Source organism: Streptomyces sp. NBC_00988 (assembly GCF_045162645.1).
In the GTDB taxonomy this organism is placed as follows: domain Bacteria; phylum Actinomycetota; class Actinomycetes; order Streptomycetales; family Streptomycetaceae; genus Streptomyces.
On the sequence record NZ_CP108730.1, the window covers coordinates 11,110,330 to 11,130,785 of the forward strand.

Annotated in this window: 18 protein-coding genes; 9 read left to right on the forward strand and 9 right to left on the reverse strand. The window is 70.7% G+C overall.

Annotation, left to right across the window (positions count from 1 at the left end; translation table 11 throughout):
- Positions 1-55 precede the first annotated feature (55 nt).
- Together OG496_RS50055 and OG496_RS50060 are read right to left on the reverse strand one after the other, a co-directional pair.
- Complete coding sequence (locus OG496_RS50055) at positions 56-1,552, reverse strand: vWA domain-containing protein (RefSeq protein WP_405975680.1); 1,497 nt, start codon at positions 1,550-1,552, stop codon at positions 56-58.
- A complete protein-coding gene (locus tag OG496_RS50060) occupies positions 1,549-2,451 on the reverse strand; it encodes an AAA family ATPase (protein ID WP_405975681.1) in 903 nt (300 codons plus the stop codon). The genes OG496_RS50055 and OG496_RS50060 overlap by 4 nt, the downstream gene beginning before the upstream one ends.
- Before the next feature lie 268 nt (positions 2,452-2,719).
- Here OG496_RS50060 and OG496_RS50065 point away from each other — a divergent pair, with 268 nt between their 5' ends.
- Positions 2,720-3,865: an acyl-CoA dehydrogenase family protein gene (locus tag OG496_RS50065; RefSeq protein ID WP_405975682.1), complete on the forward strand. Its 1,146-nt coding sequence runs from the start codon at positions 2,720-2,722 to the stop codon at positions 3,863-3,865.
- Entirely contained in the window at positions 3,862-5,094 is a 1,233-nt protein-coding gene (locus OG496_RS50070) for an acyl-CoA dehydrogenase family protein (RefSeq protein WP_405975683.1), read from the forward strand. The genes OG496_RS50065 and OG496_RS50070 overlap by 4 nt, the downstream gene beginning before the upstream one ends.
- A 135-nt stretch (positions 5,095-5,229) precedes the next feature.
- Here the strand turns inward: OG496_RS50070 and OG496_RS50075 are convergent, their stop codons facing one another.
- From OG496_RS50075 to OG496_RS50090, 4 genes are all read right to left on the reverse strand, one after another.
- Entirely contained in the window at positions 5,230-6,012 is a 783-nt protein-coding gene (locus tag OG496_RS50075; RefSeq protein WP_266866216.1) for a TetR/AcrR family transcriptional regulator, read from the reverse strand.
- Positions 6,013-6,142: 130 nt separating this feature from the next.
- Positions 6,143-7,639: an AMP-binding protein gene (locus OG496_RS50080; protein ID WP_360079424.1), complete on the reverse strand. Its 1,497-nt coding sequence runs from the start codon at positions 7,637-7,639 to the stop codon at positions 6,143-6,145.
- A 12-nt stretch (positions 7,640-7,651) separates the two neighbouring features.
- Positions 7,652-7,951, reverse strand: coding sequence for a hypothetical protein (locus tag OG496_RS50085; protein ID WP_405975684.1), 300 nt, complete (start codon positions 7,949-7,951; stop codon positions 7,652-7,654).
- A gap of 231 nt (positions 7,952-8,182) precedes the next feature.
- A complete protein-coding gene (locus tag OG496_RS50090; protein WP_405975685.1) occupies positions 8,183-9,403 on the reverse strand; it encodes a CaiB/BaiF CoA transferase family protein in 1,221 nt (406 codons plus the stop codon).
- A 281-nt stretch (positions 9,404-9,684) separates the two neighbouring features.
- On the opposite strand from OG496_RS50090, the gene OG496_RS50095 reads away from it, so the two are divergent.
- Genes OG496_RS50095 through OG496_RS50120 form a run of 6 tightly spaced genes read left to right on the forward strand, consistent with a single transcriptional unit; the run spans position 9,685 to position 15,193 of the window.
- Positions 9,685-10,104, forward strand: coding sequence for a Zn-ribbon domain-containing OB-fold protein (locus OG496_RS50095; RefSeq protein WP_266866224.1), 420 nt, complete (start codon positions 9,685-9,687; stop codon positions 10,102-10,104).
- A gap of 3 nt (positions 10,105-10,107) precedes the next feature.
- Positions 10,108-11,256, forward strand: coding sequence for a thiolase family protein (locus OG496_RS50100; RefSeq protein ID WP_266866226.1), 1,149 nt, complete (start codon positions 10,108-10,110; stop codon positions 11,254-11,256).
- 29 nt (positions 11,257-11,285) lie between these two features.
- Positions 11,286-12,335 carry a DUF2889 domain-containing protein gene (locus OG496_RS50105; protein WP_405975686.1) on the forward strand — a complete coding sequence of 350 codons (1,050 nt, stop codon included), beginning with the start codon at positions 11,286-11,288 and terminating at the stop codon, positions 12,333-12,335.
- 16 nt (positions 12,336-12,351) lie between these two features.
- On the forward strand, positions 12,352-13,461 hold the full coding sequence (locus OG496_RS50110) for an acyl-CoA dehydrogenase family protein (protein WP_405975687.1): 1,110 nt from the start codon (positions 12,352-12,354) through the stop codon (positions 13,459-13,461).
- 44 nt (positions 13,462-13,505) lie between these two features.
- Positions 13,506-14,684 carry an acyl-CoA dehydrogenase family protein gene (locus OG496_RS50115; RefSeq protein WP_405975688.1) on the forward strand — a complete coding sequence of 393 codons (1,179 nt, stop codon included), beginning with the start codon at positions 13,506-13,508 and terminating at the stop codon, positions 14,682-14,684.
- A gap of 2 nt (positions 14,685-14,686) precedes the next feature.
- A complete protein-coding gene (locus tag OG496_RS50120) occupies positions 14,687-15,193 on the forward strand; it encodes a DoxX family protein (RefSeq protein ID WP_405975689.1) in 507 nt (168 codons plus the stop codon).
- 79 nt (positions 15,194-15,272) lie between these two features.
- Here OG496_RS50120 and OG496_RS50125 read toward each other — a convergent pair whose 3' ends face one another.
- Entirely contained in the window at positions 15,273-16,733 is a 1,461-nt protein-coding gene (locus OG496_RS50125) for an NAD-dependent succinate-semialdehyde dehydrogenase (RefSeq protein WP_405975690.1), read from the reverse strand.
- A 162-nt stretch (positions 16,734-16,895) separates the two neighbouring features.
- Between OG496_RS50125 and OG496_RS50130 the strand changes: the two genes are divergently transcribed.
- Complete coding sequence (locus tag OG496_RS50130) at positions 16,896-17,294, forward strand: ArsR/SmtB family transcription factor (protein ID WP_405975691.1); 399 nt, start codon at positions 16,896-16,898, stop codon at positions 17,292-17,294.
- A 44-nt stretch (positions 17,295-17,338) separates the two neighbouring features.
- Here OG496_RS50130 and OG496_RS50135 read toward each other — a convergent pair whose 3' ends face one another.
- Both OG496_RS50135 and OG496_RS50140 read right to left on the reverse strand, forming a co-directional pair.
- Positions 17,339-18,421: an MBL fold metallo-hydrolase gene (locus OG496_RS50135; RefSeq protein WP_405975692.1), complete on the reverse strand. Its 1,083-nt coding sequence runs from the start codon at positions 18,419-18,421 to the stop codon at positions 17,339-17,341.
- A gap of 206 nt (positions 18,422-18,627) precedes the next feature.
- Positions 18,628-20,094 (reverse strand): MFS transporter, encoded by a 1,467-nt coding sequence (locus OG496_RS50140; RefSeq protein WP_405975693.1) that lies wholly within the window; start codon positions 20,092-20,094, stop codon positions 18,628-18,630.
- Positions 20,095-20,456 lie beyond the last annotated feature (362 nt).

Consider the following 20,456-nt stretch of genomic DNA (forward strand, 5'->3'; position numbering starts at 1 on the left):
TCCCTGCGAACCGGACGGAAGGAACGGCCCGGGGGCCGTGGCGGGTGGCGGGTTCTCACGCCAACCGCTCGATGAACTGCCTGAGTTGGCGGATGTTGCGGCACTCGACGACGTCGTCGCAGTGGGGCGCGTACTGGTTCATGACCGAATCGCCGCTGCCCCACGCCGCGCGCGGCTCCGGGTTGAGCCAGTACACCCGGCCGGCGCGCCGCCGGAGCGCCGACAGCGACTCCACCGACGGCGAGCGGTAGTTGGTCCGCGCGTCGCCCAGGACGACGACGATGCTCCGGCTGCCGACCTGCGTACCCCACCGGTCCCAGAAGCCCCGGAGCGCGTTGCCGTAGTCCGACCGCCCGTCGAGCCGGACCCCGCTGCCGGACTCGTCGATCCGGCGTGCCGCCTCGACGGCGCCGTCCGAACCGGCGAGCAGATCGGTCACCTCGTCCGTGCCGTCGACGAAGACGAAGCTGCGCACCACCCGGAACTGCGTGCGCAACGCCTGGGCGAGTTGGAGGGTGAACCCGGCGAACGTGGCGACGGATCCGGAGATGTCGGCGAGCAGGACCAGCTCCGGCTTGGCCGGGCGCGGCGGCCGGAACGCCAGCCGCACCGGCACCCCTCCGGCCGAGAGCGACGCGCGTACCGTACGGCGGAAATCGAGCGGACCCCGCCGGGCGCGTCGGCGCGTCGCGCTCAACCTGCCCGCCAACTGGGCGGGCAGCGGTGCCAACGCGGCGCGCAGCGCGGCCAGTTCGGCCGTCGACGCGGTCAGGAAGTCCAGGTCCTCCGGCAGCGCACTCCGCAGGGAACGCGCCACGGCGGCGGCCCCCCGGTCCTCGACGAGGCGTCGGCGCACCTCGGTCTCGATCTCCTGCCGGAGCCGTTCCACGCGCCGGTCCGCCTCCTCGGCCGCCAGCCGGACCCGCAGGCCGGACACCGGGGAGCCGTCGGCCCCGCCACTGAGCCCGGCCAGTCGGTCGCGCAGGTCATCCGGCTCGACGGCACGGAACGTGCGCTGCACGGCGAGCGTGCCTGCCACCGGTTGACCGGGCCGGATCCGGGCGTGCCGGTCGACCAGTTCGGCGGTCACGGCGCGCAGGCCCAGATCGTCCCGCTGGTCGAGAACCCGCACGAGCAGGTCGCGCAGCTCTGTGTCACCGGCCCCGGCGAGCCGTGCGGCCAGCCGGCCGCGGACCGGCGTGCCGTCGGCGTCCGGTGCCGGACCTCCGTCCTGACCGGGGCGCGGCCCGGGGGAGAAGAACAGGTCGAAGACCGTGTCGAAGGCTCGCCCGTGCCGGTGGCTCTTGACCAGCGTGGCCGCCAGGGCGGCTCTGAGCTGGTCCGGCTGGAGCGGGTCCGTGTACTCCAGGCTCCGGACCGCGTCGATGCTCTCGCTCGTCGACACCGGCACACCGATCTGCCGCAGTTCGCCGATCAGTCCCTCGACCGCGGCCAGCACCGCTTCGGCTGCCTCCTGAGGTACTTTCGGGAGTCGGCCGGGCCCGTCCGGGCCCGGCCACGGCGGGCCGGAGCGCGCTGTCGCGACGGTCATGACGGAACCCGGCCGAGTTCGCGCGTCGCGAGTTCGATGTCGCTCTGGTGCTTGAGCAGGACCGGGAGGGCCGCGACCACGTCGGCCGGGTCCAGTTCCGAGGACTCGAACAGGAGCAGTGTCCTGGCCCAGTCGATCGTCTCGGAGACGGACGGCTTCTTCTTGAGTTGCAGGCCGCGCAGCGAGAGCACCACCTGGGTGAGCTGCGTCGCGAGATGCTCGCTGATGCCCGGCACGGCGGAGCGGACGATCTCCCGTTCCCGCTCGGCGCCCGGATACCCGATGTACAGGAAGAGGCACCGGCGCTTCAGCGCGTCGGACAGCTCACGGCTGTTGTTGGAGGTGAGCAGCACCAGGGGCCTGCGGCGGGCCGCCACGGTCCCGAGTTCGGGGATGGAGACCTGGAAGTCCGAGAGGACCTCCAGCAGCAGCGCCTCCGTCTCGATGTCCAGCCGGTCGACCTCGTCGATGAGCAGGACGACGTCGTCCTCGGATCGGATCGCTTCGAGCAGGGGGCGGGCCAGCAGGTACTCCTCGCTGAAGATGTCCCGCTCCAGCGCCTGCCACTGCTCCGCGGCGGCGTCGCGCGATGCGTGGATCCGCAGCAGTTGCTTGCGGTAGTCCCACTCGTAGAGGGCCTTCGACTCGTCCAGGCCCTCGTAGCACTGCAACCGGATCAACCGCGCCCCCGTGACCCGGCTGAGCGCCTTCGCGAGCTCGGTCTTGCCGGTGCCCGCGGGACCTTCCGCGAGCAACGGTTTGCCGAGTCGCCCGGCCAGAAAGACCGCGCCGCTGATCTGCGGGTCCGCGATGTATCCGACGGCGGCGAGGCTGTCGGCCACGTCCAGGGGCGTCGTGAAGCGGTGGCCGGCGCCGTCGTACTCGTCTGCTGCGGGCATGCCTGTCTCTCCCCAGGGGCCGCTCGCGGTGGTTCTCGGGAGCCCGTTCCCGTGGCTCCCGAGCGTTCCGCCGACGGCCAGGTTTGTTATACCGTATGTCTTCCAGTAAGGATTCAAGTTAGCCTTACGGTAATGTCTTTGACAAGGCTCTTCGGGCGGTGGCTGCGGCCGGTGGGTTTCACGCGTGCCCGTGGCCCCGGTCGCCCGGCACCGTCGGCCGCGAAGGTATGAGCGCCGCGAGGCGCTGTGAAACGACAAGGGAGTCCGCATGGATCTAGTGCTCTCGGCAGACCAGAAACTCTTTCGGGCCACCGTGAAGGGCTTCCTGGAGAAGGAGGCTCCGCTCACGAGGGTGCGGGAACTCGCGGACACGTCCACCGGATTCGACCGCGACTGGTGGAGCCGGGCCGCCGAGCTCGGCTGGACGGCGATGCTCGTCTCCGAGGAGCTCGGGGGCGGCAGCGTCTCGGGGGACGGCCTGCTCGATCTCGCCATCGTCGCCGAGGAGTTCGGCCGTGGCGTCGGCCCCGGCCCGCTGCTGGCGACCAACATCGTGCTGGCCGGCCTGGCCGCGGCCACCGACGGCCCGGACCACTCGCACACCGTCGAAGCGCTCGTCTCCGGCGAGAGCGTCGCCACCTGGGCGGTCTACGAGCCCGGCGGGCAGTGGTCCCCGCTGACACCCGGCCTGACGGCGAAGCCCGGGAGCGACGGCTTCGTACTCGACGGCGTCAAGGACCGGGTCGAGCTCGCCGAGCAGGCGGACCTGTTCCTGGTGACGGCGACGACCGAGCAGGGGCTCACCCAGTTCCTGGTGCCGGCGGACGCGGCCGGGGTCTCGGTCGAGGCGTCCCGGAGCCTGGACCTGGTCCGGCGCTTCGCGGAGGTCCGCTTCGCCGGTGTGGAGGTCCCCGGGTCCGCCGTCGTCGGCCTCGTGGGCCGCGCGGAGCCGCTCGTCGAGCGCCAGCTCCAGGTCGCGATCGTGCTGCAGAGTGCCGAGACCTGCGGGGCCCTTGAGCGGGTGTTCGAGTTCACCACGCAGTGGGCCTTCGACCGCTACTCCTTCGGACGTCCGCTGGCCTCCTACCAGGCGCTCAAACACCGGTTCGCCGACATGAAGACCTGGATCGAGGCGTGCCACGCGACCACCGGCGCGGCCGCCCGCGCGGTCCAGGACGGCGCCGAGGACGCGGCCGAGCTGGTGAGTGTCGCCAAGTCCTATGTCGGGAGCCGCTCCACGCAGATCCTCCAGGACTGCGTCCAGATGCACGGAGGCATCGGCGTCACCTGGGAGCACGACCTCCACCTGTATCTCCGGCGTGCGACGGTGAACCGGGCCCTCTACGGGACGCCCGAGGACCACCGCCTCCGCATCGCCGACATCAGCGCGCCGTCAGAGAGGAAGACGTCATGACCGACAGCACTGTGGAGGCCGTCGAGTCGTTCCGCCTCAGGGCCCGCACCTGGCTGGCCGAGAACATGCCGCGGGTCGACGTCGACGCCGTCCCGCCGCCGCCCGGGGACGACGACGCCGAGTGGGTCCGTACCCGTGAACTGCAGAAGAAGCTCTACGCGGGCGGGTTCGCGGGCATCTGCTTCCCTTCGGAGTACGGCGGCCTGGGTCTCACCCCTGAGCACCAACGAGCGTTCACCGAGGAGTCCGAGGGCTACGAGTTGCCGCTGCTGCTGAACGTCCCCACGTTCAGCATCTGCGCGCCCACGATCATGGACATGGGCTCGGAGCAGCAGAAGCGCGAGCGCGTCTCCGCGGCGATCCGCGGCGACGAGATCCTCGTGCAGTTCCTGTCGGAGCCCAGCGGCGGTTCGGACCTCGCCGGCCTGGTCACCCGCGCGGATCGCGACGGGGACACCTGGGTGCTCAACGGGGCCAAGACATGGAGCACGTGCGCCTACGCCGCGGACTACGCCCTGTGCCTGGCGCGCACCGACTGGGACGCGCCCAAGCACCGGGGACTGACGATGTTCCTGGTGAAGGTCCACCAGCCCGGGATCACGATGCGCCGTATCACCCAGGTGAGCGGGTCGACCGAGTTCTGCGAGGAGTTCTTCGACGACCTCGTCCTGCCCGCGGACGCGGTGGTGGGCGAGGTCAACGGCGGGTGGGCGGTGGCCTCCCGGCAGTTGTTCCACGAGCGGACGGCGGTGGGCGGCGGTTCGCCCTTCACCAGCGGCCGGGGCACCGGGCGGGTCAGCCAGCCCAAGCCGGACCTCGTCCAGATCGCCCGTGCGTCCGGCCGGACCGCCGACCCGCGGGTGCGCGAGATGCTCGGTGAGGGGCACGCGCTGGAGAAGGTGCAGGAGCAGTTGATCCACCGCGTCAGCATCGGCCTGGAGACCGGTCAGATGCCGTCCCCGGCAGCCTCGATCATGCGGCTGGCCCATGCCGAGACCGACTGGCGCGTCGACGACCTGGCGTTGGAGATCGCCGGGGGCCTGGCCGTCAGCGGCGAGGGTCCCGGCCGGGTGGGCGACAACTTCCTGATGCGCCAGGGCGCCAGTCTCGGCGGGGGCAGCACCGAGATGTCGCGGAACATCATCAGCGAGCGCATCCTCGGGATGCCGCGCGAATACGCGGCCGACCGCGATGTGCCGTTCAGTCAGGTCAAGCGCGGCAGCAGCTGACGCGAGCCGCCGGAACGCAACGGCGCACCGAGAAGAGCGTGTTCGCTCTTCTCGGTGCGCCGCTACTGGTTCCGCGGGCGGGCTCTCCTGGCCGGCGAGATCTCGACCGCCAGGGTCCCGGAGCGCGCCGCCCGCTCAGCTCTCGGTCTTCTGCTTCCGGGGAGCGGCACGCTTCCGGGCCGGCTTCTCGGGCTGCTTGAGCCTGCCCCGCAGCCCGTCGATGATGAATTCGAGACCGGACTCGAAATCCGCGTCCGCCGCGAAGCTGACGCTCCAGTACTCCTGGGTCTGCTCCATGCCGGGGTACGTACGTTGCTCCTCCGGGCTCTGCGAGGCCCAGATGGGATCGGAGCCGTGCCACGCGAACCGGTTCTCCTGCTCCCCGGTGCGCTCGAACAGGCGCGTCTTCTGCACGCACCCCTGCGTGTAGACGGACATGGCCATGTAGCCGCGCGCCGCCGTCTCGGGGGCGAAACCGGCGTCGAGCAGGATCGACACCTCGCGGTCGATCCGGTCGAGGAAGAGCGTCCGCGGACGGACGGTGCTGAGCATGCTCCGGAAGATGAGGAAGTCGCACAGCACGGGGTTGTTGTGGAAGATGCGCCGCATCTCCCGGAAGTAGGAGCGGCAGTGCTCGTCCCAGGGCAGCCCGGCGTAGTCGGGCAGTTGGCCGAGGAATCTGCCGGACGCCACGACGAGCATGGCGTCCAGGAGTTCTTCCTTGGAGCGGTAGTACCAGTAGAGGCTGGTCACGCCGACGCCCAGACGAGACGCGACCTTCGGCATGCTCAGGGCGTCGAGGTTGTCCTCCTCGGCCAGTGCGAAGGCGGCATCCAGGATGGCCTCGCTGCTGAGCGACCCCCGGGGCCGGCGGCCGGACTTCGTCGGGGCGTTCGCCTTGTTGGTGGCGTGTGGCATGCGGTGGCCCATCCCATACTGATATCGACGTCGGCTTTATAGTATGGCCTTCGTCTGGCGGGCGCTCCCGTTACGTGCCGGTGCGTACGAGGTCCCGGCTGCGTCTTCGACGGGCCGGGACGCGGCACTTCTAGCGGACGGCGAAGTCGGCGACCAGGTTCCGCCTGAGCACCTTGCCGGTCGCCGTGACGGGGAGCTCTTCGATGAACCTCACCAGGTCGGGCGTTTTGGATCCGCGCAGCCGGGTCCGGACGTGGGCCCGGATCTCTTCGACGGTGCACCGGTGTTCCGGCTTGACCACGACGAACGCCGCGATGCGCTGGCCCCATTCCTCGTCCGGGACGCCGACGACGGCGCAGTCGAGTACGGCCTCGTGTGTGGTCAGGGCCTCCTCGATCTCCGCGGGAGCGATGTTCTCGCCGCCGCGGATGATGGTGTCGTCGGCCCGGCCCTGGACGAACAGATAGCCGTCCTGGTCGAGGTAGCCGAGGTCGCGGGTGGGAAACCAGCCCCGTTCGTCGAGGCGGCTGCCGCCCTCCACGTACTCGCCGGCCACCTGCGCGCCCCGGACCACGATGTCGCCGACCACCCCAGGGGCACACGGCTCGCCGTGATCGTCCTGGACCTCGATCGTGACGTGGGGCAGGGCGCGGCCGACGGACCCCAGTCTCAGCCGTACCTGGGGGTCGTCGCCGTCCAGCGCTTCGCGGTGGTCGTCGGGACCGAGGACGGCGATCGAGGAGGAGGTCTCCGTCAGCCCGTACGCGTTGACGAAGCCCGTCCCGGGGAACAGTCGCAGCGCGTCGGCGATGACCTTCGCGGACACCTTGGCTCCGCCGTACGACAGGGAGCGCAGGGAAGGCGGTGCGGTGGCCGCGGACTCCTGGAGTTCTCGCACGATGCGGCTGAGCATCGTCGGGACGACCATCGCGTGAGTGATCGCCTGCGTGCGGACCACCGCCAGCCACTCGGCGGCGGTGAAGTGGTCCAGATAGACGATTCTGCGCCCGGCGTACAGGTTCGACAGCAGATTCGCGACCGCGGCGATGTGGTACGGGGGGACGCTGACGATGGTGGCGTCGGTCTCCTCGGCCGAGGCGAACTCCACCGAGCCCAGGATGTACGACGTCAGATGGCGGTGCCGAAGGACCGCGCTCTTGGGCGCCGCCGTGGTTCCGCTCGTCATCAGCAGCACCGCGACGGCTTCCTGGCCACCGCTGACCAGTGTCGCGTCCGGCACGGTGGAGGCGCAGCGGTCCAGGAACCCGCCCAGGTCGAGCACCGTCAGATGGGGAGCGAGGCGCTCCGCCCGCTCCGAGGTGTCGGTGACCACGACGGCGTCTTCCTGGCGTGCCAGGATCTCGCGCAACTGGTCGTCGCTCAGGCGGTAGTTCAGCGGCAGGAAGGGTACGTGCGCCGCCGCGGCGGAGAACAGCGCCACGGGGAAGGCGGGGCCGTTCCCCCCGAGGTAGACGACGGTTCGAGCACCCGTCCCGGCGAGGAGACGGCCGCCCGTCGCCGCGCGGTCGCGCAACTGCGCTCCGGTCAGGCCGTCCTCCCGTTCGCCGACGAGCACACGGTCGCCCATTCCGGTGGCGACCATTTCGAGCAGGGTCAACAGGTCCACGGAGTCCTCCGGTCAGTCGGATGCGGGCAGCGGCTTGGCGGACTTGAGCACGAGCTCCGCTCCGTTGAACGTGAGCGGCCCCGGGCCCGGCTTGACGCAGAGCAGTTCGAGCCCGGACGGCTGGTGCTCGTAGCGCTTGCCCAGCACGACCGCGGGGCCTTCGGGCGACCCGGTGGCGGGTTGGCCCGCGGCGTCGCTCGTCATCTCCGCGTCGCCGCAGCACACCGTGCCTTCGAGGCCGGGCGCGCGGACCACCACGACCTCGCACGTCGAGGATGTACTGCGGAGTTGGCTGCCGACGGTCAGTGGCATGAGAAGTCCCCTTCGCCCGATAGGACCGGTGCCGTGACACAGAGGTGGCAACGGCGGATCGTTGTTTCTACGGTAACCTATACCGTAAGGAATACTATAGAAAGGTCGGCGTGACTTTCGACGGCCTGGGACGACTGTGGCCGCGCCTTCGAGGAGGGCGCGGCCACAGTCGTGCTGCGTTCACGGGATCGGCCGGGGACCGGACCTGTTCCGGTACGGGCCGCCCGGCGCTCAGAGGATCGCCTTGAGCTCCTTCGCCTCGGCGATCTCGGCCCAGGTCACGCCGGCTTCGACCAACAGCGCCTCGGTGTGTTCGCCGTACTCCGGGGCACGTGCGGACTGCGGCCGGGTCTCGTCGAACTGCACGGGGTTGGACACCACGTGGTACTCGCGTCCGAGGCCGTCCTTGTTCGGTACGAGGTACTCGTTCGCGATCGCCTGCGGGTCGGCCAGGACCTCCTGCGGGCTGGCGATCACCGACCAGACGCCCTTCTCGTCGGCGAGTGCCGTCGTCCAGTGTTCGAGGTCCTGCGCGGCGAACGTCTCCCGGAGCAGGCGCACCGCCTCGTCGGCGTTCGCGATCAGGTTCTGCGAGGGGGTGAACCGCTCGTCGTCGGCCAGGTCCGCGCGTCCCACCCGGACGCAGAAGTCGTGCCAGAAGCGGTCCGGCTGGAGGAAGACCAGCTGGATCCAGCGCCCGTCCTTGGTCCGGTACCGGTTCGTGACCGGATTCAGCGCGCTGCCGGGCGGCGGCACTGGGGTCCGGTCCACGCCGAAGAACTCGGCCGCGAGGATGTCCGGGGCCATGGTCCACATGGCCTGTGCGAGGAGCGAGACATCGACCACGCTCGGCTCACCGGTGCGCTCGCGGTGGAACAGAGCGCCGGCGATCCCTCCCGCCAGGGACATGCCGCTGGGCAGGTCGCCGAACGCCGCCCCCTGAGAGAACGGGAACTCGGCACCCGGGGGTGTCAGGGCATAGGCCACGCCTCCGCGTGCGGTGAAGCTGGAGGAGTCGTAGCCGCCCTTGTCGCTTTCGGGGCCGCGTGGGCCCTGGCCGGAACCGCGGGCGATGATGATCTTCGGGTTCATCGCGCGGATGTCCTCGACATCGAGCCGTGCCCGGGCCCGGGGACCGGGAAGCCAGTTCGTCAGGAACACGTCGGCCGACGCGATCAACTGGGCGAACAGCTCCCGGCCCTTGTCCGACTTCAGGTCAAGGCCGATGCTCCGCTTGCCGCGGTTGGTGATCTCCATCATGTAGTCGGCGTCGACCGCGGCGTTCTCGCGCCGCAGGCCGCCGACCACCAGGCTGCGTGTGGAGTCGCCGCCGCGGGTGTCCTCGATCTTGACGACGTCGGCGCCCCAGTCGGCGAGGACGGCTCCCGCAGCGGGCACGAAGGCCCAGGAAGCGAGTTCGACGACCTTGATGCCGTTGAGGATTCCCGTCATTGGAGTCCTTCCCTCTGCGATTGCTCGGTGACCGGCCACTCGGCCGTTGGACCGGGGAGGCGGCGACCAGCCGCGTCCACGGCCTGGAGAAGGTATTACCATAAGCGTTACCGTAAGGGAATCGCCAGTGTGGCGGAGGTGGTGGGGTGCGGTCCGGACGGGGTGCCGGACAGGGCTCCCGCATCACATCGAAAGCATTGCGGTAAGAGATACGGTATGTAAAACTTGCGGTCCTGCGCGCCGCGGTTCCGGTGGCCGCGGGTGTGATGTCGGAGGTGGCGATGACGGACAAGCAGGCTCCGGTCCCGGACCGGTACAGCGCGTTCTACTGGGAGAACGCGGCCCGGGGACGCCTGGCGGTCCAGGCGTGCGAGGAATGCGGCCAGGTGCAGTTCCCGCCCAACGCGGTCTGTGAGAGCTGCCAGTCGCAGTCCCTGACGGCGAGACCGGTCAGCGGGCGCGCCACCCTCTACGCGATGACCGTGATCCGCCAGGCCTTCCACCCCGCCTGGACAGACTCCCTGCCCTACGTCATCGCCCAGGTCCAGCTCGACGACGCACCCGGCATCCGCATCCAGACCAACATCGTCGAGGCCGACCCCGCCGACCTCAAGGCCGGCGACCCCCTCGAAGTCGTCTACGAACAACGCGGGGACGTCACAGTGCCCCAGTTCCGCCCCACCCAGAAGAACGGAACCTGAACCGTGGCCTTCGCAACCCGCGCCACCGCCGTCGTCGGGGTCGGCTACTCCACCATCCACCGCGAGACGGGGGTCGACTCCCGGCCGCTCGCGGTGACAGCCGCCAAGCAGGCGATCGGGGACGCCGGGCTGACGACCGCCGACATCGACGGGATCTTCGAGTACCCGGGACAGGGCACCCAGATCGCCGTCGAGATGCAGCGGATGCTGGGTATCCGCGACCTCGCGGTGTTCGGCGACAACTCGGCCTCGGGACCCTCGGGCCTCGCGGCGGCGCAGAACGCGGTGATGGCCGTGGCGTCCGGTGCCTGCGAGACCGCCCTGGTGTTCAGGTCGGTGACCCGGGAGTGGGGCCAGCAGAGCGGCAAGTCGGAGTTTCCGCCGGCCGACGGCCCGGCCCAGTTCCTGGCACCGTACGGCGACTACGGCGCGGTCATCCCGTCCATGGGCATGCGCAAGTACCGGCGCTTCGTCGACTTCGGCGGCAGCGAGGAGGACTACGGCCACATCGCCGTCAACGCCCGCCGCTGGTCCGCCCTCAACGACCGGGCCGTCCTGCGGACCCCGATCACCATGGACGACTACCTGTCCTCGCGCTACATCGCGGAGCCGCTGCGCCTGTTCGACTGCGACTACCCGGTGACCGGTGCCTGCGCCACGGTGATCACGTCCACCGAGCGGGCGGCGGACCTGCGCAGGAAGCCGGTCGTCGTCGACGCGATGGCCCAGGGGACCGGCTCCCGCCCGAGCTGGAGCTTCGCCGACGACCTCGTCTTCGGCGGCACCATCGACTGCGGCAACCGGCTGTGGGAACGCTCGTCGGTGACACCCCAGGACGTCAAGGTGGCCGAGCTCTACGACGGCTTCACCCACATCACCATCTCCTGGGTGGAGGCCCTGGGCCTCTGCGGCCTCGGCGAGTTCGGGGACTGGGTGGACGGCGGCCGGACGATCGGTCCGGGCGGCCGGCTGCCGCTCAACACCAACGGCGGCCAGTTGGCCGAGGGCCGGCTGCACGGACTCAGCTTCCTCAACGAGGCGGTCCTCCAACTGCGTGACGAATGCGGCGACCGCCAGGTCGCGGGTGCCGACGTGGCGGTCGTCGCCAACGCGCACGGACCGCAGTGCGGGGCCATGGTTCTCACCTCCTGACGGTGACCGACGAAGAAGGAGGCCGAGTCATGCCGTTCGGTTCGGAAACGGGCAGGCGGACGCCGGGCTCCGCGGGCACGCCCGACGGCCGTTCCGCGCCGGGGAGTCCGGCGCCGATCAGCCGCGGCTCGATCCGTCGCACCACCACCGTCGACGCGCGCCCCGACGGCACCTGGCAGGCGGGGACACTGATCGACGCACGGGGCAGGGATCTCGTCGCCGACGGCGGGGGACACACCCGCGAACACGCCACCCACCGCCTGCGTACCCGAGTGGACCAGGACGGCACGCTGCGGGACGCCGACGACACCACCGGCGACACGGCCGAAAGCCGGTTGCCGGCCGAGCTGGTCGGGATCGACTCCCGTCGCGGGTTCCGCCGCGCGCTCACGGCGTACTTCGGCCAGGCCGGCGGCGCAGGCCTCCAGGCCGCCCTGCTCGACGACCTGCCCGGTATGCGGATCATCTCCGGCTACGCACAGGTGCAGCAGCACGCACCCGCGCGGCCCGCCGACCAGCGGCCCTCCCCAGTCATCGGGGTGTGCGCGGGCTGGGCCGCCGGCGGCACCGCGGCCACCTCGGGCGAGGCGCTTCCCCGCATGCTCATGTCGCGTCCGCCGGCCCCCGACCTCGGCGGCGCGGACGAACGGGTCTGGCACTCCGACCCCCCTCCGCCCCGGGCGGGGATGCGGCGGCGGCGCCTCATCGAGGTGACCCCCGACACGGTCACCGGCGTGTACGGATACTTCCGCGACACGTACTGCCGCCCGGACGGCATCGAGGTCGTCGTCCACGAGTACGAGATCACGGCGACCGTCGCGGCCGGGGCCGACGGCCTCCCGGTGGTGCGGGAACTGACGGCACGTCCCGGCGCGCTGCCGTTCCCTGAATGCCCGGCAGCCGCGGCAACGGACGTGCGCCTGCACGGAGTTCCGCTCGGCGAGATCGAGCCGGAGGTCCGCCGGAGACTCGTCGGCCCGCACGGCTGCACCCATCTCAACGACCTGCTGAGGACACTCCGCCTGGTCGAGCCGATGACCACCCTCTTCCGTGCCACGCGCGGGGAACCGAACCAGTGACCGAAGGAGCCGCGTCGTGACCGCGACAGACGAGCTGCGCCACTACCTCGACGCCCACCTGCCCGCCTTCCGCGAACAGTGGGGCGAGCAACCGGAGTTCGAGGGGAAGCTGGCCTGGCAGCGCATACTGCAGAAGGGCCGCTGGGTGGCACCCCAGTGGGCCGAGGAGTTCGGCGGCCGGGGCCTGGACGTCGTGGAGGCCCTGGCCTGCAGCGAGGTCCTGGCGGAGTACGGGGCCCCCGGCACCGCCGGCATCTACGGAGTGGCCAACGTCGGCCCCACCATCGCCCAGTGGGGAACCGAGGAGCAGCGCCGCCACCTGCCCGCCATCCTCGACGGCAGCGAGATCTGGTGCCAGGGGTTCAGCGAACCCGGCACCGGATCCGACCTGGCCGGCCTCCGGACCAGGGCTGTCCTCGACGGCGACGAGTTCGTCATCGACGGCCAGAAGATCTGGACCTCGGACGGTGTGCGCGCCTCACACATGCAGCTTCTGGTGCGCACCGACCCGGACGCGCCGAAGCACAAGGGCATCTCCGCGCTGCTGATCCCGCTCGACACCCCTGGCGTCGAGCGCCATCCGATCCGGCAGATCACCGGGGAGTCCGAGTTCGCGGAGGTGTACTTCACCGGGGTGCGAGTCCCTGTCAGCAGCCTGCTCGGGCCGCTCAACCAGGGCTGGGGCGTCACCATGACCACGCTCGGCCACGAGCGCAGCGGCGTCGTGACGTACGCCTCCCAGGTCCAGCGGCAGGTGGAGGCCGTGGTGGACTCGCTGCGCTTCGACCGGACCGGACGGGAGCTCTCCCCGCTGCTGCGCGACGAACTGGTGCGGCGCTGGGTGGAGGGCCGGGTCGTGGGCGTCCTGGGGCAGCGGTCCCTGGCGTCGATCCGGGCCACCGGCCAGCCGGGACCGGAGCAGTCGATCATCAAGCTGGAGTGGAGCCAGTTCGGGCAGCGGCTCGCGCAGACGCAGCTCGCCCTGGGTGGTCTCGGCGCCGTCGCCGGCCCGGACGACGCACTGATGACGGACTATCTGCGCGCCCGCGCCTCCACGATCGCCGGGGGCACCACCGAGGTGATGAAGAACATCCTCGCCCAGCGCGTCCTCGGTCTGCCGTCCTGACCGCGCCCGGCCTCGCCGACCGACCCACACCTTACGGAGGACCGATGGATCATGAACTCGCCCCCGAAGTGAGCGAGCTGCGTCGCACCGTGCGGGCGTTCCTCGAACGCAAGGCGCCGGAGAGCGCCGTACGCCGGGTCGTCGACGAGGGCCTCGGCCGCGATGCCGAGGTCTGGGACCAGCTCGCGCGGCAACTCGGCCTGCACGGCCTCCTCGTCCCCGAGGAACTGGGCGGCCAGGGCACCTCGTTCGTCGAAATGGGCGTCGTGCTGGAGGAGATGGGCCGCAGCCTGCTGCCCGGCCCCTTCTTCTCCAACGCCGTCCTCGCCGTCGGCGCGCTGACGGCGTCCGGTGCCGACGGGCTCGCCGCCGAGCTGCTCACGGCCATCGCCGAAGGCACGACGATCGCGACCGTCGCGTTCTCCGAAGGGCTGACCGGGCGGCCCGGCGAGTCGACGGCCACCGCCCGGCTCGCGGAAGGGACGTGGCGGCTGAACGGTCAGGTCGAGGCGGTGCTCGACGGCCGGGCCGCCGACGTCCTCCTCGTCGTCGCCCCGGCCGGTGGCGAGCTCGGGCTGTTCGCCGTGCCGGCGGACAGCTCCGGGCTGGAGCGCACGCCGTTGGCCGGGCTCGACCTGACGCGCGAGTTCGCCCGGGTCCGCCTCACGGACGTCGAGGCGCGGCGGATCGGGGGCGACTTCACCTCGGGGCAGCGCCATGTGCTGGCGCTCGGGACGGTCGGCATCGCCGCCGAACTCGCCGGAGCGACGCAGAAGATCCTGGAGATGGCCGTCGACTACGCCAAGCTCCGTGAGCAGTTCGGGAAGCCGATCGGGTCGTTCCAGGCCGTCAAGCACCTGTGCGCCGACATTTTCGTCACCGCCGAGTCCGCCCTCGCGGTCGCCCGCTATGCGGCCCGCGTGGCCGCGGAGGACCCGGAGGGGCTGGTGGAGGCGGCCGCGCTGGCCAAGGCGTACTCCAGCGAGGCGTGCACTCTGGCGGCGGAGCGGAACATCCAGGTCCACGGCGGTATCGGGTTCACCTGGGAGCATCCGGCCCACCTGTACCTGCGCCGGATCAAGTCGGGAGAGCTGCTGTTCGGCGACTCGGCCCACCATCGGGAGGAACTCGCCGGGCTGCTCGGCCTCACCGCGGGATCCGCGGTCGGCCCCGTCGCACGGCCCGCGGTCCGGGCCGCGTCGGCCGAGCCCGTGCGGGTGTGACCATGGACGCCCAGGAAGTGGCGCTCCTCGCGGTCCGGTTGGTACTGGGCGTCATCATGATCGCCCATGGGTACAACCACTGGCGCGGTGGCGGCCGTATCGCCGGTACCGCGCGCTGGTTCGAAGGCCTGGGGCTGCGGCACGGAACGCTTCAGGCGTGGGCCAGCGTCGTCACCGAGATCGGAGCAGGGGCAGCCATCGCGGCGGGATTCCTCACCCCCTTCGCCTGCGCCGCGGTCATCAGCGTGATGGCGGTCGCCGGCCTCCTCGCGCACCGGGCGAACGGCTTCTTCGTGTTCAAGGAGGGGTACGAATACGTCCTGCTGATCGCGGTGGTGGCAGTCGCGCTGGCGGCACTCGGACCGGGCACCGCGTCGGTGGACCACCTGGCCGGCACGGAACTGACCGGTTGGGGCGGCGGTGGCGTCGCCGTGCTGCTGGGAGCCCTCGGCACCGCGACGCTGCTCGCGCTGACCTGGAGGCCCGGTCGGGGCGGCGACGTACGCTGACGCACCACCACGGCGCCGCCCCTGAGGGGCGGCGCCGACGTGTGTCCCGCTGTCCCGGCCGACCGGCGCGGGAAGCCGGTCAGAACGAGATGCCGACCAGCTTGGTGTCGAGGTACTCGTCGAGTCCCTGCGGACCGCCCTCGCGGCCCAGGCCGCTCTCCTTGATCCCGCCGAACGGCGCCGCGGCACCCGTCGGGTTGATGTCGTTGATGCCCACGATCCCGAACCGCAGCGCCTCCGAGACCCGCAGGGCGCGCGACAGGTCGTTGGTGTACACATAGGCGGCGAGGCCGTACGCGGTGTCGTTCGCCATCGCGACCACCTCGTCCTCGTCGTCGAACGGGATCACCGGGGCGATCGGGCCGAACGTCTCCTCGTAGTAGACGTCCATGTCGGGGGAGACCCCGGTGAGCACGGTGGGGGCGAAGAACTGCCCGCCGGCCAGGCCCTCGTCGAGCAGGCGCTCGCCGCCGGCGACGACCTTGGCGCCCTTGTCCAGCGCGTCGGAGACCTGGCGCTGCATCTTCGCCATCGCGGCGGCGTCGATCAGCGGGCCGACGGTGACGCCGTCGGTCAGCCCGCTGCCCGCTCGCATCGCCCGCACCCGCTCCACCAGTACGTCGAGGAAGGCGTCGAGCAGCGGACGGTGGACGAAGACGCGGTTCGGGCAGATGCATGCCTGGCCGGTGTTGAGGAACTTGACCAGGCTCAGACCCTTCGCGGCCCGTGCGGGATCCGCGTCGCCGAACACGATGAACGGCGCGTGGCCGCCCAGCTCCAGCGAGACCCGCTTCACCGTCCGGGCCGCCTTGGCGTTGAGCGTCCTGCCGACGTCGGTGGACCCGGTGAACGTCAGCTTGCGTACTTCCGGGGCTGTCATCAGGGTGTCGGCCACGGGACCCGGGTCGCTCGTGGTGACCAGATTGACCACGCCCGCCGGAACGCCGGCCTCGTGCAGCAGGCCGACGACCGCGGCGGCGCACAGCGGGGTCTGCTCGGCGGGCTTGAGGACGACCGTGCAGCCCGCGGCCAGCGCCGGCGCGACCTTGCGGGTGATCATCGACATCGGGTAGTTCCACGGTGTGATCGCGGCGACCACACCGACCGGCTGGCGCATCGTCAGGAACCGGTGACCGGCGCGGGACGAGGGGATGGTGGTGCCGTAGACCCGCTTCGCCTCCTCCGCGTACCAGCTCAGGAAATCCGCGGCGTAGCGCACCTCGTTGCGGGCCGCCCGGATCGGCTTGCCCTGTTCCCGGGTCATCAGCCGGGCCAGCCGCTCGGAGTCGTCGGTCATCGCGCGGTGCGCGCGCTCCAGGACGGCTGCCCGCTCGTAGGCGGTCGCCGTCGACCAGGACGGGAACGCACGGCTCGCCGCCTCGATCGCCCGGCGGGTCTCGGTGGCACCGGCGTCGGCGGCGTGCCCGAGCGTGGTGCCGTCGGCGGGGTTCGTCACCGCGAACTCCTCGCCCGAGTCGGCGGCACTCCATGTGCCGTCGAGATAGAGAGTGCCGGCTGAGGGCACGGCGTCGTCGGGCATCTGGAGGACCTCCGCGAGGAATGTCGTGTCCGGCCGGATCAGCCGGACGGAATGATTCGATACTTCTATGTCTGCCGGGCCGCACAGTCCGGCACGAGCGGGAGCGGCGGCCACCGGCGCTAGGATGGGCCGCGGAAACGACGGAAGGGAAGGTCGGCACCCATGGCCAGGATCGCCGGAACCAGCCGGTTGCGGCAGGCCGCGGCGTCGCCGGAACTCCGCCCCGCGGACGTCTTCAAGGCCTTGGGCGATCCGGTGCGTTGGAGCATCGTCTCGCAGGCGGCCGAGGCCGGCGAACTCGCCGCGAGCACCCTGGAGGACACCCTGGAGGTGTCCAAGCCCACGATCTCCTACCACACGAAGATCCTGGTGCAGGCGGGTCTGCTCGCCGTCCGCAAGGAGGGCCGGAACTTCTACTACACCCTGCGGGACGACGTGCTGCACGCCCTCATCGACGACATGCGGGCGCTGACTTCCGGACCCGGCGACGGCGCCGGACAGGTTCCCGGTGCGGCCGCGTCCGCCGGACACGAGTCCGACGGAACGCTCCCGACCTGGTAGCGCGGCGCGGAGCGGGGTCACGGACGCCACGGCCCCGGGGCGGCTCAGTCGAGTTCCGGCGGCGTGTCGCGGATCAGGTGCCAGGCGTCGACATCGACCCCCTTGTTCACGATGGCTCCCGTGTGAGCCAGGTGGACGAGATGCGCGTAGGCCTCACCTATCGCGAAGCGGCGGGCCGTGCCCAGCATCTGCGGCCAGGGCCGGCTCCACCGCAGTCCCGCCGTGACGGCTGCCGTGTCCGCGCCGGGCTCCGCGCGGACCACGTCGATCACCTCGGCCAGGCGGTCGCCGTGGTGGCGCCTCAGGTCGTGCACGCGCTGTTTCAGACCGGCGAACCGGTACTCGTGCGCCGGCAGGACCTCGGCGTCGTCGTAATCGGTCAGCAGGAGCAGCGAGGACAGGTAGTCGCCCAGGACGTCGTCCTCGACGCCCGGCAGCGGGCTGATGTTCGGGGTGATCCTCGGCAGGACGTGGTCCCCGGTGAGTATCACGTTCCGCTCCGCGTCGAAGAAGCAGACGTGCCCCGGTGTGTGGCCGGGGGTCCAGATCGCCGAGAGCGAGGATCCCGCACCCAGCGGCCGGTCACCGTCCTCGATCAGTCTGTCCGGCACCACGTCGAACCGCTCGAACATCTCCGGACGCGGTTGTTCGGCGCTCGCCGGTTCGTCGCGGGGCACGCCGCGGCGGGCGAGCCAGGTGGTGTGGGCCCGGTCGAAGGCGCCGGGGCCGGTCTCGGCGAACTCCCGCTGCGGACGCGCGTCCGCCTCGTGCATCGCGATCCACGCTCCGCTGGCCTCGCGGACCCGGCGGGCCAGGCCGAAATGGTCGGCGTGCCCGTGGGTGACCAGTACGGCCCGGACATCACTGATGTCCCAGCCGGCCTCGCCGAGGCCGGCCACCAGTCCGTCCCAGGCGTCCTCGCACGGCCATCCGGTGTCGACGAGCGCGACTCCGCCGGCGTGGCCGACCGCGTAACTCAGCACGTAGCGCAGCGGGTTGTCGGGAAACACCGTCGGGATCGACCACAGGCCGGGCCTGACCTGCTCCACGGGGGGCAGAACGCGGTCCAGCCAAGCCTGGCGCTGGGCTTTCCCGGTGACAGTGACGCTGTCCGGCTCGTGCGGCACGCGCGGTCCCTTCGCTCGGTACGCCGGACTTCAGCTCCACGGAACTCGGCTGGAAGCACGCCGCACTGTTTCCTATCAACATACTTACCGTAAGGCTTTCCGTCCATGTTGCCCGAGCGTGCCTGGCCTGTCTGTTGGGTCACAGCCTTCGCTGCCGTCCAGGCTGTCGGGCCGGGACGGCAGCGAAGGAGCCGGGCGGGGATGCGTCAGTCGGTCACCGCCGCGCCGCCCGTCGCCTGCGCGCGGCCGTGCCGCATGAACAGGCTCAGCGCGACGGCGATCACGCCGAACACCGCGGCGCCGAGGAAGACGTAGGTGTAGCCCTTCCCGGCATAGGCCGAGCCGGCACCCCCCACCACGTAGAGCGCGAGCACCACGGTGGCCAGCACCGGCGCGGCGCCGGAGGTGAGCGCGGAAGTCGTCGCCTGGAGCCCGCCGCTCACACCGGTCAGGCGCGGCGGAACGGCCTCGATGACCAGGTTCACCGTTCCCGCGTAGTAGAAGCCCGACGCGACCCCGAACAGCATCATGCTGATCGCGTACTGCCACAGGTGGTCGTGCGCCAACGCGATGACCACCGAGGCGACGACCCCGATCACGGAGCACGTCAGGACGACCAGCCGTGGCGAGTAGCGCCGGCACAGGTAGCCGCCGAGCGGTCCGCAGATCATCGTCACGACACCTGTGAACAGCCCGAACAGTCCGGCGTGGAAGGACGACATGCCCATTCCGTACGACACTCCGCCGCCGGCATGGCTCTCCAGCATCTGCGGGATCAGGAACCCGGAGGACGACGCGGGGACCGACGCGAACAGCGCGATCAGCAGCGAGGTCCGCAGCGCCGGACTGGCCAGCAGCTTCATGTCGATCAGCGGTTCGGGCAGGCCGTTCTCCAGGACGACGAACCCGATGAACGACAGCACCGCGATCGCGAAGGGCACCAGCGTGCCGGCCGACGTCCACCCCTTGCTCGAACTCTGGGTGAAGCCGAACAGCAGCATGCCGATGCCGAGGGTGAGCAGGAACGCGCCGCCGACATCGATCCTGCGCTTGCTCCGGCGCCCGATGTCGGGCACGCCGAAGTACAGGACGGGTGCGAGGGCGAGCATGTAGAGGAAGCAGAACCAGAAGACGGAGTGGTAGCTGAAGGAGCCCACCAGGGCACCGCTGATGATCGGTCCTATGGCGACGGCCACGCCGATTCCCGTCGCGCTCAGGCCGATCACGATGGGGACCATCCGCTTGGGCAGGTACTCGCGGAAGAACGCGTAGTTGACGCCGGGCATCGCGATGACGGAAGCCTGGAGGACCCGTGCCACCATCATCATCGGGAACGAGGACGTCAGCGCCCCGAGGAGCGAGCCGGCGAGGAAGAGCACCGCCGCCGCCAGGAACAGCCTCTTGTAGCCGAACACGTCGGAGAGCTTTCCGGCGAGCGGTTGGAGAGCGCTGCCGACCAGGAAGGTGATGGTCACGATCCACGGCAGTTGGCCGGGGGTGAACGGCGGGATCATGTTGTGCAGGATGTTGGTGAACATGACGGCGGAGAAGACCGTCGCCTCCATCATCAGCATCACCGCGACCGTGACCAGCACATAGTGCGCTGTGGATCGCTGCTCGGGCTGAGGGGGATCTTCCACGTCGGGGTGGGTCAGTTTGCCGACATCGGTCATGGCCTCTCCTTTGAGTACATGCGGTGCGGACGGGAACCGGCAGGCCGAGCCCCGGACGGGCAAGGTGGGTCGGCCGCGGGGTGTTCGGAGCGGGTGTGCTGCGGTGCGACGGCCCGGCAGGGGAGGACGCGCGCCCGGAGGGCGAGGACGAGCTCGTCCGGCGCCGCGTGTTCGGTGAGATCACCGGCTCCGTGCAGGGATGCGGCACAGAGAGGGATCGGGCATCCCTACATCATTTCGATACTTCGATACATTTGCGTCGGTGGGCACAGTATTAGCCCACGGAAGCCGCGCACGCTAGTGTCGTGCGCATTACCGCAAGGCGTCCGATAACTCCGACGAATCGACGGGTCCCGACTCGC

Coding starts and splice junctions, on each gene's coding strand:
- OG496_RS50055 (WP_405975680.1), bottom strand. CDS start 1,552: ATGACCGTCGCGACAGCGCGCTCCGGCCCGCCGTGGCCGGGCCCGGAC.
- OG496_RS50060 (WP_405975681.1), bottom strand. CDS start 2,451: ATGCCCGCAGCAGACGAGTACGACGGCGCCGGCCACCGCTTCACGACG.
- OG496_RS50065 (WP_405975682.1), top strand. CDS start 2,720: ATGGATCTAGTGCTCTCGGCAGACCAGAAACTCTTTCGGGCCACCGTG.
- OG496_RS50070 (WP_405975683.1), top strand. CDS start 3,862: ATGACCGACAGCACTGTGGAGGCCGTCGAGTCGTTCCGCCTCAGGGCC.
- OG496_RS50075 (WP_266866216.1), bottom strand. CDS start 6,012: ATGCCACACGCCACCAACAAGGCGAACGCCCCGACGAAGTCCGGCCGC.
- OG496_RS50085 (WP_405975684.1), bottom strand. CDS start 7,951: ATGCCACTGACCGTCGGCAGCCAACTCCGCAGTACATCCTCGACGTGC.
- OG496_RS50090 (WP_405975685.1), bottom strand. CDS start 9,403: ATGACGGGAATCCTCAACGGCATCAAGGTCGTCGAACTCGCTTCCTGG.
- OG496_RS50095 (WP_266866224.1), top strand. CDS start 9,685: ATGACGGACAAGCAGGCTCCGGTCCCGGACCGGTACAGCGCGTTCTAC.
- OG496_RS50105 (WP_405975686.1), top strand. CDS start 11,286: ATGCCGTTCGGTTCGGAAACGGGCAGGCGGACGCCGGGCTCCGCGGGC.
- OG496_RS50115 (WP_405975688.1), top strand. CDS start 13,506: ATGGATCATGAACTCGCCCCCGAAGTGAGCGAGCTGCGTCGCACCGTG.
- OG496_RS50120 (WP_405975689.1), top strand. CDS start 14,687: ATGGACGCCCAGGAAGTGGCGCTCCTCGCGGTCCGGTTGGTACTGGGC.
- OG496_RS50125 (WP_405975690.1), bottom strand. CDS start 16,733: ATGCCCGACGACGCCGTGCCCTCAGCCGGCACTCTCTATCTCGACGGC.
- OG496_RS50130 (WP_405975691.1), top strand. CDS start 16,896: ATGGCCAGGATCGCCGGAACCAGCCGGTTGCGGCAGGCCGCGGCGTCG.
- OG496_RS50140 (WP_405975693.1), bottom strand. CDS start 20,094: ATGACCGATGTCGGCAAACTGACCCACCCCGACGTGGAAGATCCCCCT.